Raw genomic sequence first — 13,311 nt, 5'->3', positions numbered from 1 at the left:
TTCTCTTGCTGTGGGAGTTAGTGGAGCTGGTTAATTTCGTCGCCGTACAGCTCATGCATCAGGCCGTCGGTCAACCGGGAAGGATGTCCATCAAACAGCACTTTGCCGCGCTGAATACCGATGACGCGGGTGCAGTAGCTTTTTACCAATTCAATTGAGTGCAGGTTCACCATTACGCTGATGCCCTGCTCGCTCACCTGACGCAGCACGTCCATGATGCGCTTGGTGTTTTTCGGATCGAGTGACGCCACCGGTTCGTCCGCCAGCAAAATGCGCGGGTTCTGCATCAGCGCCCGGCAAATCGCTACGCGCTGCATCTGGCCGCCAGAGAGATTTTCCGCACGCTGCAGCGCCTGCGGCAGCATGTTCATCCACTGCAGCAGTTCGATTGCGCGGGCGCGGTCTGTTTCGGAGAAGACTTTAAAGAACGATTTCAGCGTCGAGGTCTGGCTTAAACGACCCAGCAGCACGTTGGTCAGCACGTCGAGGCGCGGCACCAGACAGAAGTCCTGGAAGATCATGCCGCATTCGCTGCGCCACTCGCGCATCTGGCGGCTGTTCAGCGTCACCACATCGCGATCCACTTCGCCGTGGCGATTGCTGAGGATCGCGCCCTGCGAAGCGCTGATGGTGCCGTTGAGCATGTGTAACAGTGTCGATTTGCCTGCGCCCGAGCGGCCAATCACCGCCACCAGCTCGCCCGCATGCAGATCGAAGCTGACGTTATCCAGCACCTGGTTGGCGCCGTACGCTTTGCACAATCCCTGCACCGACAGCACCTTGTTGCCCTGCCCGGTAACGTGCGGGAAGGGATTGTCGACAACGGTTTTCAGTAATGCCTGTGCCATGTTGCACTCCATCTCTTCTGAGCTGTTGATTGCACGCTATTACGGGCAAAACGGATGAAAGCTTGATGACAGTAAAATGATTAAACGGTGACAGCGTGGTTTGCTGTCACGACTCGCATGTCCACACCCTGCCCATCCGGACATTGCGCAATAAATTGCGCCGCTACGAATTTTTGCACGTGTCCGTAGCGGCGCGATTTATCGCGCACCCAGCAAACGTCGCAGCTGTTCAAGCGTACTGCTCAACGCACCATCATTATTCAACGCATAACAGTGCGCGGGCAGCGGTTCGGCGGCACGCGCCAGCCGTTGCGCGATCTCCGCTTCTGACTCGCGCCCACGCTGCCGCAAACGCGTCTCCAGCACCGCTGGCGAAACCTGTAACACCAGCGGCAGCAGCTGCGTGCCGTAATGCTGCTGCACCATCGGCAGATGCAGGCGCGAGCCGTTCACCAGCACGTTCATTCCGCGCGCCAGCCACAGATCGATCTCCTCGCCCAGCCCGTAATACATGCCGTGCGCCTGCCAGCTGACGGCGAACAACCCCAGCGCCTCGCGCCGTCGAAACTCGGCTTCGCTTAGCGCCACGTGGTTCTCGCCGCCCGCATCGGCGGCGCGCGTAATGTAGCGATGGGCGATCAGCAAATTCTCCGGCGGCGCTTCACGCAGCGCGTTCAGCAGGCTGTCTTTTCCCGCGCCCGAAGGCCCGGTAAGCCAGATCAGGCGCGCCATCAGAACACCCGCTTGCCTTGCGACCAGACGTGACGAATGTGCGAATGACCATGATCGGTATGCACCAGCACCAAATCGGCACGCAGTCCTTCGGCGATGCGCCCGCGATCGTGCAGGCCAATTGCCCGCGCCGGATTGTGGGTCACCAGCGCGGCCGCCTGCGGCAGCGTCAGCGTGTTGCGCTCATCGGCCACCAGCCGGAACACCGCATCGAGCAAGCTGGCGGGATAGTAGTCGGAGGAGAGAATATCCAGCAGGCCGTGGCTGGCGAGTTCTGCCGCCGCCACGTTGCCGGAGTGCGAACCGCCGCGCACGATGTTGGGCGCGCCCATCAGCACCTGCATGCCGCAGTTGCGTGATGCGCGTGCCGCCTCCAGCGTGGTGGGAAATTCGGCGATGGCGCTGCCGACCGCATGCGATTCGGCAACGTGCGCCGCCGTGGCATCATCGTGGCTGGCCAGCGGAATGCCGCGTGAACGGCACAAGCTGGCGATGGCGTTGCGGTTAGGCGTGGAGAACTCGGCGGCCAGCGCCAACTGCTCACGCTCAAACTGATCCATCTGCTCGTCGTTGAGCTGATATTTGCCCTGATAATAGGTGCGATACATCTCCAGCGAGGCGTACTGGCGCTGGCCCGGCGAGTGATCCATCAGCGACACCAGCGACAGCTCCGGCGTGTTGATCAGCGCTTCAAACAGCGGCAGCGTGGTGTTGTGCGGCAGCTCGCAGCGCAGATGCAAATGGTGATCGGCGCGGTTAATGCCTTTGCGATTGCTGTACTGAATCGCGTCGATCATTTTGGTGAGATTATCCAGGCGATGGCCGCCATCGCGTACGTCGCCGACGCCAATCGCATCCAGCACCGTGGTGATGCCGCTGGCGGCCATCAGCGCATCGTGGCTGCTCATCGCCGAATAGGCTGGCCAATCCACTTTCGGGCGCGGCGTAAAGAACTTGTCGAGGTTATCGGTGTGCAGCTCCACCAACCCCGGCAGCAGGAAAGCGTTTTCGCCATCCAGCGCGCCCGGCTGTTGGCTGACGCTATCGCTAAAGCTGGCGATGCGCCCGTCACGGATTTCCAGCGATCCCGTTACCACTTCGTTTTCCAGCACCAGCTGGACGTTGTTGACGATCATGCTTCTGCTCCTGCTTGCATTGGCTGCATGACGTGCAGGCGATCGGCCACGCGTGCGCGCACCGCTTCGTCATGGAAAATTCCGACAATGGCGGCCCCGCGGGCGCGCGCCTGTTCAATCAGTTCCACCACCGCAGCGCTGTTGGCGCTGTCGAGCGAGGCGGTTGGCTCATCCAGCAGCAGCACCGGATAGTCGGCGATAAAGCCGCGTGCGATGTTGACGCGCTGCTGTTCGCCGCCGGAGAAAGTGGACGGCGCCAGTGACCATAAACGCTCCGGCACGTTGAGGCGCGTCAGCAGCTCTTTGGCGCGCTTTTCGCAGAAGGCGCGCTCGGTGCCGCGCTCCAGCAGCGGCTGCATGACGATCTCCAGCGTGGGCACGCGTGGGATGACACGCAAAAACTGGCTGACCCAGCCAACGCTGTGGCGCCGAATCGCCAGAATCTGGCGGGCGGGCGCGTTGGCCATGTCGATCCATTCGCCCTGATGTTGCAGCCAGATGTGACCGCTGTTGGCCTGATAATTGCCATACAGCGCGCGCAGCAGCGTGGATTTGCCGCTGCCGGAGCGGCCATGCAGCACCACGCATTCGCCGCCGCTGACGTCAAGATTGGCGTCCTGCAATACCGGCAGCGCGGCGCTGCTTTGGTTGTGCAGCACAAAGGTTTTGCTCAGATGCTCTACGCGCAATAAAGGTTGCATGTTAATTTCCTGATATTTGCTGTTTTCCACCACATTCACCCCTTGTACAGCTCTCGACATTGCGCAATAAATTGCGCCGCTACGGTCTGTGCAGGCACCAGATTGCGTGCCCACGAACCGCACGATTCGTAGCGGCGCGATTTATCGCGTTGTTTTGACGTTGCCCTACGCCAAAACCGATGAAACCAGCAGCTGCGTATACGGATGATGCGGATCGTCCAGCACCCGGTCGGTCAACCCGCTCTCCACCACGCGCCCCTGCTTCATCACCAGCAGGCGATGCGCCAGCAACCGCGCCACGCCGAGATCGTGCGTTACAATCACCACCGCCAGATTCAGCTCACGTACCAGCGTGCGCAGCAGATCCAGCAGGCGCGCCTGCACCGACACATCCAGCCCGCCGGTTGGCTCATCCATAAATACCAGCGTCGGCTGCGTCACCAGGTTGCGGGCAATCTGTAAACGCTGCTGCATGCCGCCGGAAAAGGTGGTGGGCAGATCGTCGATGCGATTGGCGGGGATCTCCACATCCTGCAGCCAGCGCATCGCCTCTTGACGAATATCACCGTAATGCCGCTGGCCCACCGCCATCAGCCGCTCGCCGATGTTGCCGCCCGCCGTGACTTGCGGACGCAAACCATCCAGCGGATGCTGATGCACCACGCCCCATTCGGTGCGCAGCAAGCGGCGGCGATCGCTCTCGCTCAGCTGATAGAGATCCTGCGCGCGATAAAGAATGTTGCCCTGCTGCGGCGCTAAGCGTGCCGACAGGCTGCGCAGCAAGGTGGTTTTGCCCGATCCGGATTCCCCAACAATGCCTAACACTTCGCCGGGATAGAGTTCAAAACTCACCTCTTCAAACCCTTTGCCGGGCGCGTAAAGGTGGGTGAGATGGTTGACCGCAAGCAGCGGCTGTTCACTGTGCATGCTGTTGTTCCTGCTGCTGGTGGCAAAAATCGGTATCGGAGCAGACAAACATGCGCGTACCGGCGTCATCCATCACCACCTCGTCGAGGTAGCTGTGGCGCGAACCGCACAGCGCGCAGGGTTCTTCCCACTGCTGCACGCTGAACGGGTGATCGTCGAAGTCGAGGCTTTCCACTTTGGTATACGGCGGCAGCGCATAGATGCGTTTCTCACGTCCGGCACCAAACAGCTGCAGCGCCGGCATCATGTGCATTTTGGGGTTGTCGAATTTGGGGATCGGCGACGGATCCATCACGTAGCGATCGTTGACCTTCACCGGATAGGCATAGGTGGTGGCGATATGGCCGTAGCGGGCGATATCTTCATACAGCTTCACCTGCATGATGCCGTACTCCTCCAGCGCGTGCATGGTGCGGGTTTCGGTCTCGCGCGGCTCGATAAAGCGCAGCGGCTCGGGGATCGGCACCTGGAAAATCAGGATTTGATCTTCTTCCAGCGGCGTTTCCGGAATGCGGTGGCGCGTCTGGATCAGCGTGGCATCACGGGTCGCTTCGGTGGTTGCCGCGCCGCTGACGCGCTGGAAGAAGCGACGAATGGATACCGCGTTGGTGGTGTCATCCGCGCCCTGATCGATCACCTTCAGCACATCGGCATCGCCAATAATACTGGCGGTGATCTGAATCCCGCCGGTGCCCCAACCGTAGGGCATCGGCATTTCGCGTCCGGCGAACGGCACCTGATAACCGGGAATCGCCACCGCCTTCAGAATGGCGCGGCGGATGGTGCGTTTGGTCTGCTCATCCAGATAACCGTTGTTGTAGCCGGTTAACTCACTCATGGTTATGCTCCTGATGCGGTTGGCGCAGTTGCTTCAGCAGCTCAAGCTCCGCCTGGAAATCGACGTAGTGCGGCAGTTTCAGATGCGAGACAAAGCCCGCAGCTTCGACGTTGTCGGCATGCGACAGCACAAACTCTTCGTCCTGCGCCGGGCCGGCAATACGTTCGTGGTACTCCGGCGCCTGCAACGCGCGATCCACCAGCGCCATCGCCATCGCTTTGCGCTCGGAACGGCCAAACACCAAACCGTAACCGCGCGTAAAGTGCGGCGCGCTGTCAGTTTCGGTGGTGAAGCCGTTCACCATCTCGCATTCGGTCAGCAGGATTTCGCCAATCTCAATCTCAAAGCCCAACTCTTCCGGGCAGATTGACACGCTGAGATAACCGGTACGAATTTCGCCGGCGAACGGATGATTACGGCCGTAGCCGCGCTGCGTCGAGTAGCCGAGCGCCAGCAGAAAACCTTCGTCGCCGCGCACCAGCTGTTGCAGCCGTGCGGCGCGCGTTGCCGGATAGCCTGGCGGTTCGCGCGTGATGTCGCACGGCTCGCTGCCGTCATCCTCTTCGCGTGCCGCCAAGCCTTCAGCCGTCATCATGCTGAACACGTGCGGACAACGTTGTGGCAGCGCCTGATCGTCACGCGGCGCGGCGGGCGTTTCGCCATTCGCCAGCAGCGTGAAATCGAGCAGGCGATGGCTGTAATCGTAGGTTGGGCCGAGCACCTGGCCGCCCGGCAAATCCTTGTAAACCGCTGAGATGCGGCGTTCGAGGCGCATCTCAGCGGTTGCCAGCGCCAGGCTATCGGCGAGGCGCGGCAGCGTGGTGCGATAGGCGCGTAGCAGGAAAATCGCTTCCACCAGATCGCCGCTCGCCTGTTTAATTGCTAAAGCCGCCAGCTGCGGATCGTAGATGCCGCCTTCGGTCATCACGCGATCGACCGCTAAACCCAACTGTTGCGCCACCTGATCGCAACCCAATTCGGCGACCTCGCGATCGCCACGACGCAGATCGGCCTGCAGCTGATGGGCGCTGGCTATCGCCTTTTCGCCCCCTTTGACCGCAACGTACATCAGCACACCTCCACGTCGGTGGTGCGTGGCAGCGCCATCATCGCTTCACCGCAGGTGAAAATCAGATCCACACCTTGCGGGAACGGATGCGGACGCTCACGCAGATAGTGCAGAATCGCTTCCGGCAGCTGCGGCGCAATGGCGCGCGGCTCACGTAAACCGGGACCGGACAGGCGCAGCGTCAAGCCACCGCTCAGTGACGGCACTTCCACAATCAGCGTGGTGCTTTTTTCCGGGGACATGTTGTCGCCAGAAGCAAACAGCGCCGGATCCGGATTGGCCGCCGCGTGCGTCAGCGCAAAGGGGGCGTCGCGCTCATCGACAATCGGCACGCCGGTGTGGAAACGCAGGTTGCTGCGTACCACGTCATTATCGATGCGGCCATCCAGCCACAGCGCGCTCTCCTGATCGACCAGCGTCAGCAGCACCGCCGTGGCCGCCGGCGAGAGATCGCCCCAGCCCTGTTGCAGCGGCAACGATACCATCACGCCCGGCTCGCTCATCGCTTTGAGGATGCGACGAAAAGCACGTTGGGCATCGGCCACCGGATGGGTAAAACTTGCCAGTAAAGTCATCAGTTATCTCCGCGAACCAGCGTAAAGAAATCCACTTTGGAGCTGGCGATTTCACGCGCGCGCAGCTGTCGCTGCTCTTCACGCAGAGCCGCCAGCGGGGCAATCAATTTTTCCTGCAACAGCGTCTGGGTTTCCGGCTGTTGCAGCAGCGCATCAATCAGCGCGCAGCGTTCGGCGTGCGCTTTGTCGCGCCCCAGCACGTAGCTAAAGCCGAGCGTGCCGTTGTGCAGCTTCACCACCGCACGCGTCACCGTGGCATCGCCCATCACAAAGCGCTTACCGCTGCCGCCCATGCGCGCCTGCAGGCGAGTTAAGCCAGTTTCTGCCGGACGGATGCGTTCAAAATCAGTATTGATACGTAACGGCTGCCAGTGCGCTTCAAGCTGGCTGGCTTCACTGTGCGCCAGCACCGAGAGCCAATGCTGGCGGGCGGTTTGCTGTGTCATTCGTGCTCCAGAGTCAGTTCAATCATGTCGCCACGCGTCAGACTGACGGAGTATTCCGCTACCTGACCGTCGCTGTGTTTATTGAGGGTGCGCACACACAGCAGCGGCGACTGCAGCGCAATCTCAAGCTGCTTGCACTCTTTGGCTTGTGCACGACGCGTACTGATGCGGGTTTGGCTGCGCGTCAGGCTCAGGCCAAGCTGCTGCTGCATAAAGTCGTGCAGTGAACCGCTGTGGAACTGTTGCAGCGCCGGCCACCAGCTGAGTTGCGCCAGGAAGTGGTTAATGACGCACACCGCCACACCATTGACGCGGCGCAGCGTGCGCAAGTGGATAACGTTGTCACCTTCGTTGACGCCCAGCGCGCTCGCCACATCACTGCTCGCCGGACGCAGCACCGCCAGCAGACGCTCGCTGGTGGGATGGCTGCCCTGCTCCATCAGGTTCTGGCTGAAGCGCGCCTGCGCATGCAGCGGATAATCGTACGGCCGCATCAGCACCAAAATGCCCACGCCGTGACGCCGTTGCAGCAGGCCTTTGTTGACCAGCTCATCCACCGCGCGCCGCAAGGTGTGACGATTCACTGCGTAGTGATCGGCCAACTGCTGTTCAGAAGGCAGATAGTCGCCGCAGCGATAGCGCTCCTGCAGCGCCTGCTCAAGTTGGGCGGCAACAGCCTGATAAACAGTGGTCGGATGTCTGGATATCTCCATCACGCTCAATACCTCATTCGCATTGGTTGAGGAACGCAGCGGGCTTGCTGCGGGATGGCGATTACATTGCGCATGTCAGATGACAGCGCCGTGACGGCTCAATGACGGGCGGATGAATTTGTTTTAGGGCAGCAGAATTGCAGCGAAACGGACGGCGTTTTTAATAAATTATTTTTAACTGTTCGTTTGTGACAGCATTCAAAAAATTAACGCTAATTTACATCACGCTTTCAGCCCCCATACAGAATACAGCCTGCGGATGTTCTGCTAGGTTAAAGGATGAACCCTTCTTGTCAGGCCAACTTTAAAATGATTAACGCAATAAAACTATCGGATGGTTTTCGCCGCAACTTTGTGCGTGAAGTTATTTTGCCGCTGCTGGCAATTTTGCTTCTTACCTTTGTCGGCGCGGGCGTGGGTCTGTTCTGGGGCACAGCGTTAAGCAATAACGAAGCGCGCGATCAGCAACAGCGCATGATCCAGGCTTCGTTTACCCAGAGCCTGACGGAACATCTGCGCCAGCTGCGCAGCCTGACGCGCTGGTCTCCGCTGGCCGATCAGCTGGCGTCGTCGCATCCCGATCAACGCTGGCTGACGCAAAATGTCGGCGGCTGGCTCTATGACATGTTTGATCACCAGCTGGTGGTGCTGCTGGACCGCGACAACCAGCTGATTAACGTGTGGCGCAACGGCCAGCCGGTGCCGGACAAGCGCATCGGCCCTTATCTGCAGGACATGCTGAACAGTCCGCTGGTGCAAAACAGCGATGTGGTGGCGGGCCCCACCGATCACGCCGATTTCGTGCGCATCGGTCAACGCGCCGCCGCGCTGGCGGTGGGCGATATCAGCAGTACTAAACAGGCCGGGCGCTATCGTCTGGTAAGCATTAAGTTTCTCGACGATGGCTATCTGCGCAACCTCGCCGATCGCAGCCAGCTACGTCAGTTGCATTTCAGCGACAGCGAGCCAGCGGGAAAAACCAAAGCGCGCTATCTGCTGAATTCACAACAGGGCGAACCGGTCGGTTATCTCAGCTGGAATCCTGATAAGCCCGGCGCGCACATGTTACGCACCCTCGGCCCTTCTACCTTGCTGTCGGTGATCCTGATTACCGTGCTGTGTTGGGTGATGGTGCGCCGCATCTGGACCTCGTCACTCAAGCTGTCGCAGTCGCTGCTGAAACTCGGTGCCAGTGAAGCGCAGGCGCAGCATCTGGCATTTCATGATGTGTTAACCGGTTTGCCCAATCGTTCCCTGGTGGAAGATCGCTTAACTCAGGCGCTGGCGCTGGCCGGACGCCACGATCAGCGCGTGGCGCTGCTGCTGCTGGATCTTGATCGCTTCAAAAATATCAATGATACCTACGGCCATCACGCCGGCGATGAGTTGATCATTGAGGTGGCGCGCCGCCTCAATGAGATTGTGCGCACCAGCGACACCGTGGGCCGCATTGGCGGCGACGAGTTCATCATCGTGATGCCGGAGGTGGAGAATATTGGTCAGGTGCAATCGCTGGCGCAACGCATCATCAGCCGCCTCAGCGAGCCGTATCAGCTGGTGGGCAGCGAGCTGTGGGTGGGCGTCAGCATCGGTCTGGCGCTGGCGCCAAAAGACGGCATTGATCGGCTGGAGCTGATGCGCAAAGCGGATATCGCCCTTTATGATGCCAAAAACCACGGACGCGGCCAGTATCGCCAGTTCGAAAAAGTGATGGATGAATCGCTGCGCACCCGTCAGCAGATGGCGGCGGATTTGCGTCAGGCGCTGGTGAAGTTTAGTGGATTAGCGGTGTGGTATCAGCCGCTAATGGATATCAGCGGCCAGCAGGTGGTAGGTCTGGAAGCGCTGCTGCGCTGGCATCACGCCATGCGCGGCGACGTTGCACCGGGTGATTTCATCGTCATCGCCGAAGAGACCGGCATGATCATCCCGCTCGGCGAATGGGTGCTGCGCGAAGCCTGTAAAACGTCGCTCAAGCTGCCGGATATTGTGGTGGCGGTGAACGTCTCGCCGGTGCAGTTCCGCGCGGTGAATTTTGTTGAGCGCATCATCCATATCGTGCAGGAAGAAGGTGCCGATCCGCAGCGCATGGAGCTGGAGATCACCGAAGGCGTGCTGATTGAGGATGAACACGAGGCGCGCAACAGCATCATTGCGCTGCGCGAAGCCGGCTTCCGGATTGCGCTGGATGATTTCGGTACCGGCTATTCAAGCCTTAATTACCTCAGCAGCTTCCCGGTGGACAAAATCAAGATTGACCGTTCGTTTACTCAGTCGCTGGGCGTGGCGCAGAACTCTACCGCGATTGTGGAATCGGTGGTGCGGCTGGGTCACGCGATGGGCTTAACGGTGACCGCCGAAGGCGTGGAAACCGAAGGCCAGAAAAACGCGCTGGCCGATGCAGGCTGTAATCAGCTGCAAGGCTATTTGTTTAGCCGCGCGGTGCCGCTGGATGGCATTTTGACCATGTTGCCGCCCGCTTCGCGCCCTTAACGCCGCCGACTGCCGCGCTTTTCTCGCTAACGCATTGAAAAGCCACATGCGCATCGGGACCATTCTCGTACCCTGATTAACGCGTTTAACCCACTCTGTCGTCTGTGCGCCTGTCAAGCAGGCGTCAATCCCTTCTTTTACTCTGTTAAGGAACCACAGATGAAAACACGCTATCCGTATTACACCCTCGACACCGACCGCGCGTCGCGTGAAAACGGTTCAACCGCCTATATCGCGCTCGATAATTCAACTTATGTGATTGAGCAAACCGCCACCAAATCCCTGAGCAGTCTCCATGAAAGCCTCGTCAGCGACACACCGGTAAGCTACGCACACCAGCCTTCGTCTTACGCTTATGGCGTAAAAGCGATCACCCCGGTTATTCGCTATGCCTGGGATGACGTTGGACAGGAGCAAGGCGTGCGTGCCAGCGGCAACCGCACCGATGATGCCGCTCCGACCCTGCGCGGCACCGGCCCGGCGAACACTTACATGGACATTATGTTCACCAATGGCAGCGTGACCCGCTACAACGGCATCACCACCGATGCTGACGGTAACTGGAGCTGGACGCCACGCGCCGATTTGGCCGATGGTACCTGGACATTTAAAGTGCAGGCCGACGGTCAGGACACGTGGAGCAATGCGTTCAAGCTGGTCATCGACACCCCGGCGGCACCGGACGCGCTGATCACCCACATCTACGATAACGTGGGCAGCGAGCAAGGCGAACGTTTCAGCGGCAGCATTACCGATGATGCGATGCCGACCCTGCACGGCACCGGACCGGCTAACACGCTGATTGATATCCTGTATACCGATGGCGGCAGGGTGCGCACTAACAGCACCTTCACCGACAACGAGGGCAACTGGAGCTGGACGCCCTGGCAGAATCTGAATGACGGCTACTGGACATTCCAGGTGCAGGTTGAGGGCGCACCGAGCTGGAGCCAGAGCTTCGCGATCACCATTGATACGCCAGAAGGCCGTATGGCGATGCGCGACGCTGAGATCTCCCATATTACGGATAATGTCGGCAGCGATCAGGGTGATCGTTACAGCGGCAGCATCACTGACGACGCGTTGCCAACCCTGCACGGCACCGGTCCGGCCAATAAGCTGATCGATATTTTATATACCGACGGCGGCAGAGTGCGCACCAACAGCACCTTCACCGACAACGAGGGCAACTGGAGCTGGACGCCCTGGCAGAATCTGAATGACGGCTACTGGACATTCCAGGTGCAGGTTGAGGGCGCACCAAGCTGGAGCCAGAGCTTCGCGATCACCATTGATACCTCAGCAGATACAGCAAGCGGGGATGACGCGTTTGACAACGCGTTAACGTCACTGAGTGTTGGCGATCTGCTTTCCGTTGTTGATAGTGACGTATTGATTGATAACGGTAAAACGCAGTACATGCTGGACAGCGACGCCAACAACGTGGTGAAGCTGGAGGATATTCTGTCCGGCAACGATATTGACGGCTGGCAACAGCAGCAAGGCACCCTCACCGTTGCTGGCATTCAATACGATGTTTATCAGTACACGGATGAGACCGAATTACTGGTGCAACACGCCGTTTAATCAGCATTAATTGAGAGCCGTATTAACCAAGCCATGCCGCCTTTGCTGCATGGCTTTTTTGTTTTTGGCCAGCGTTAAATTAGGTGCGCGTGAGTAGAGTTTAATATCGATCAGTTAAACGCCGTATTAAATCACCGTACCTTCCGTAGCGGCGCGATTTATCGCGCAATGAATTGCGTAATGTCGATCAGTTGAGCGCCGTAGCAAATCACCGCACCTTCCGTAGCGGCGCGATTCATCGCGCAATGAATTGCGCCGCTACAATGTGTGCGCTCGGAAATTAGGGTTTTCATGTCTTAACTGACGAGCATTAGCATAAATAGGGTTACCTGACATACGCTGGAGAAAAGCGTCTTAACAATAGGTTCATTTTAAAAAGATTGGAATAGGGCTCGGCATAACGAACCTCGAATCTGACATTGCGCGCTGAATAAAAGATGCTTGGGGTAAAACAGGGAGGCGCAATGAAAGGACGCAAGAACATTCGGTTATTGAATTATGATTACACCGCTTCGGGCGCGTATTTTATTACGCTGGTTACGCGTTTGCGTGCGCCACTCTTTGGCCATATCGATCATCATCTCTTTTTTCCCTCCCCGATGGGCCACACCGCCAAACAAGCCTGGCTGGCGCTGCCCACACGTATAGCCGGTATAAAACTGGATAGTTTTGTCGTCATGCCCAATCACCTGCATGGCATCATCTGGTTAACCGGGGATAACACCGTTTCATTGTCAACCATTATTGCCCTCTATAAAGCGGGCATGAGCCGGATGTGGCAGCAATCACTTTGGCAACGTAACTTTTATGAACGGGTTATTCGGGATGAGCGGGAACTGTTTTTCGCCCGACAATATATTGAGCAAAACCCTTTGCGTTGGACGTTGGACCGTTATTACTGAACCAACAAACCACGCCCGCCGTTATGCGGCTGAACATTATCACCATACACACCATCCGCACGTCACCGTTGCGGCGCGATTTATCGCGCGTGCCGACGGTGGCACCGTGCCCTCATCCGGCATTGCGCAATAAATTGCGCCGCTACAGGGGCAGCAGCCATCATCACAACGCAAACAACCCGCACATCTCCGTTGCGGCGCGATTTATCGCGCATGCTGACAGCGGCACCGTGCCCTCATCCGGCATTGCGCAATAAATTGCGCCGCTACATTGCCCGGCAGCCATCATCACAACGCAAACAATCCGCACATCTCCGTTGCGGCGCGATTTATCGCGCATGCTG

The 13,311-nt window shown here is 58.8% G+C and carries 13 protein-coding genes; 3 read left to right on the top strand and 10 right to left on the bottom strand.

Going from position 1 to position 13,311, the window contains the following annotated elements; genetic code table 11:
• Positions 1-17: 17 nt before the first annotated feature.
• The 10 genes from phnC to phnF all read right to left on the bottom strand — a co-directional run bounded on the left by phnC (position 18) and on the right by phnF (position 7,985).
• Positions 18-848 carry a phosphonate ABC transporter ATP-binding protein gene (gene phnC / locus IB226_RS02835; protein ID WP_110868350.1) on the bottom strand — a complete coding sequence of 277 codons (831 nt, stop codon included), beginning with the start codon at positions 846-848 and terminating at the stop codon, positions 18-20.
• 198 nt (positions 849-1,046) lie between these two features.
• Entirely contained in the window at positions 1,047-1,580 is a 534-nt protein-coding gene (gene phnN, locus IB226_RS02830) for a ribose 1,5-bisphosphokinase (RefSeq protein WP_192233484.1), read from the bottom strand.
• On the bottom strand, positions 1,580-2,716 hold the full coding sequence (gene phnM / locus IB226_RS02825) for an alpha-D-ribose 1-methylphosphonate 5-triphosphate diphosphatase (RefSeq protein WP_192233482.1): 1,137 nt from the start codon (positions 2,714-2,716) through the stop codon (positions 1,580-1,582). The genes phnN and phnM overlap by 1 nt, the downstream gene beginning before the upstream one ends.
• Entirely contained in the window at positions 2,713-3,417 is a 705-nt protein-coding gene (phnL, locus tag IB226_RS02820; RefSeq protein WP_192233480.1) for a phosphonate C-P lyase system protein PhnL, read from the bottom strand. Before phnL ends, phnM begins: the two co-directional genes overlap by 4 nt.
• 165 nt (positions 3,418-3,582) lie before the next feature.
• The gene (phnK, locus tag IB226_RS02815) at positions 3,583-4,344 is read right to left on the bottom strand and encodes a phosphonate C-P lyase system protein PhnK (protein WP_192233478.1); all 762 of its coding nucleotides are present in this window, start codon (positions 4,342-4,344) and stop codon (positions 3,583-3,585) included.
• On the bottom strand, positions 4,334-5,182 hold the full coding sequence (locus IB226_RS02810; protein WP_008105508.1) for an alpha-D-ribose 1-methylphosphonate 5-phosphate C-P-lyase PhnJ: 849 nt from the start codon (positions 5,180-5,182) through the stop codon (positions 4,334-4,336). The genes phnK and IB226_RS02810 overlap by 11 nt, the downstream gene beginning before the upstream one ends.
• Positions 5,175-6,251 (bottom strand): carbon-phosphorus lyase complex subunit PhnI, encoded by a 1,077-nt coding sequence (locus tag IB226_RS02805; RefSeq protein ID WP_192233476.1) that lies wholly within the window; start codon positions 6,249-6,251, stop codon positions 5,175-5,177. The genes IB226_RS02810 and IB226_RS02805 overlap by 8 nt, the downstream gene beginning before the upstream one ends.
• Entirely contained in the window at positions 6,251-6,826 is a 576-nt protein-coding gene (gene phnH, locus IB226_RS02800; protein ID WP_101762821.1) for a phosphonate C-P lyase system protein PhnH, read from the bottom strand. Before phnH ends, IB226_RS02805 begins: the two co-directional genes overlap by 1 nt.
• On the bottom strand, positions 6,826-7,272 hold the full coding sequence (gene phnG / locus IB226_RS02795; RefSeq protein ID WP_192233474.1) for a phosphonate C-P lyase system protein PhnG: 447 nt from the start codon (positions 7,270-7,272) through the stop codon (positions 6,826-6,828). Before phnG ends, phnH begins: the two co-directional genes overlap by 1 nt.
• Positions 7,269-7,985 carry a phosphonate metabolism transcriptional regulator PhnF gene (phnF, locus tag IB226_RS02790; protein ID WP_192233472.1) on the bottom strand — a complete coding sequence of 239 codons (717 nt, stop codon included), beginning with the start codon at positions 7,983-7,985 and terminating at the stop codon, positions 7,269-7,271. The genes phnG and phnF overlap by 4 nt, the downstream gene beginning before the upstream one ends.
• A gap of 309 nt (positions 7,986-8,294) precedes the next feature.
• Here phnF and IB226_RS02785 point away from each other — a divergent pair, with 309 nt between their 5' ends.
• The 3 genes from IB226_RS02785 to IB226_RS02775 all read left to right on the top strand — a co-directional run bounded on the left by IB226_RS02785 (position 8,295) and on the right by IB226_RS02775 (position 12,967).
• Positions 8,295-10,478, top strand: coding sequence for a bifunctional diguanylate cyclase/phosphodiesterase (locus IB226_RS02785; protein ID WP_192233470.1), 2,184 nt, complete (start codon positions 8,295-8,297; stop codon positions 10,476-10,478).
• A gap of 159 nt (positions 10,479-10,637) precedes the next feature.
• Positions 10,638-12,065, top strand: coding sequence for an Ig-like domain-containing protein (locus IB226_RS02780; protein ID WP_192233468.1), 1,428 nt, complete (start codon positions 10,638-10,640; stop codon positions 12,063-12,065).
• Positions 12,066-12,529: 464 nt separating this feature from the next.
• Complete coding sequence (locus IB226_RS02775) at positions 12,530-12,967, top strand: transposase (RefSeq protein WP_192233466.1); 438 nt, start codon at positions 12,530-12,532, stop codon at positions 12,965-12,967.
• Positions 12,968-13,311: the final 344 nt, after the last annotated feature.

It is taken from the genome of Pantoea sp. PNT03, assembly GCF_014852515.1.
GTDB classification, from domain to species: Bacteria; Pseudomonadota; Gammaproteobacteria; order Enterobacterales; family Enterobacteriaceae; genus Pantoea; species Pantoea leporis.
This window is presented reverse-complemented; position numbering and strand designations above follow the sequence as displayed.

Coding starts and splice junctions, on each gene's coding strand:
- phnC (WP_110868350.1), bottom strand. CDS start 848: ATGGCACAGGCATTACTGAAAACCGTTGTCGACAATCCCTTCCCGCAC.
- phnN (WP_192233484.1), bottom strand. CDS start 1,580: ATGGCGCGCCTGATCTGGCTTACCGGGCCTTCGGGCGCGGGAAAAGAC.
- phnM (WP_192233482.1), bottom strand. CDS start 2,716: ATGATCGTCAACAACGTCCAGCTGGTGCTGGAAAACGAAGTGGTAACG.
- phnL (WP_192233480.1), bottom strand. CDS start 3,417: ATGCAACCTTTATTGCGCGTAGAGCATCTGAGCAAAACCTTTGTGCTG.
- phnK (WP_192233478.1), bottom strand. CDS start 4,344: ATGCACAGTGAACAGCCGCTGCTTGCGGTCAACCATCTCACCCACCTT.
- IB226_RS02810 (WP_008105508.1), bottom strand. CDS start 5,182: ATGAGTGAGTTAACCGGCTACAACAACGGTTATCTGGATGAGCAGACC.
- IB226_RS02805 (WP_192233476.1), bottom strand. CDS start 6,251: ATGTACGTTGCGGTCAAAGGGGGCGAAAAGGCGATAGCCAGCGCCCAT.
- phnH (WP_101762821.1), bottom strand. CDS start 6,826: ATGACTTTACTGGCAAGTTTTACCCATCCGGTGGCCGATGCCCAACGT.
- phnG (WP_192233474.1), bottom strand. CDS start 7,272: ATGACACAGCAAACCGCCCGCCAGCATTGGCTCTCGGTGCTGGCGCAC.
- phnF (WP_192233472.1), bottom strand. CDS start 7,985: ATGGAGATATCCAGACATCCGACCACTGTTTATCAGGCTGTTGCCGCC.
- IB226_RS02785 (WP_192233470.1), top strand. CDS start 8,295: ATGATTAACGCAATAAAACTATCGGATGGTTTTCGCCGCAACTTTGTG.
- IB226_RS02780 (WP_192233468.1), top strand. CDS start 10,638: ATGAAAACACGCTATCCGTATTACACCCTCGACACCGACCGCGCGTCG.
- IB226_RS02775 (WP_192233466.1), top strand. CDS start 12,530: ATGAAAGGACGCAAGAACATTCGGTTATTGAATTATGATTACACCGCT.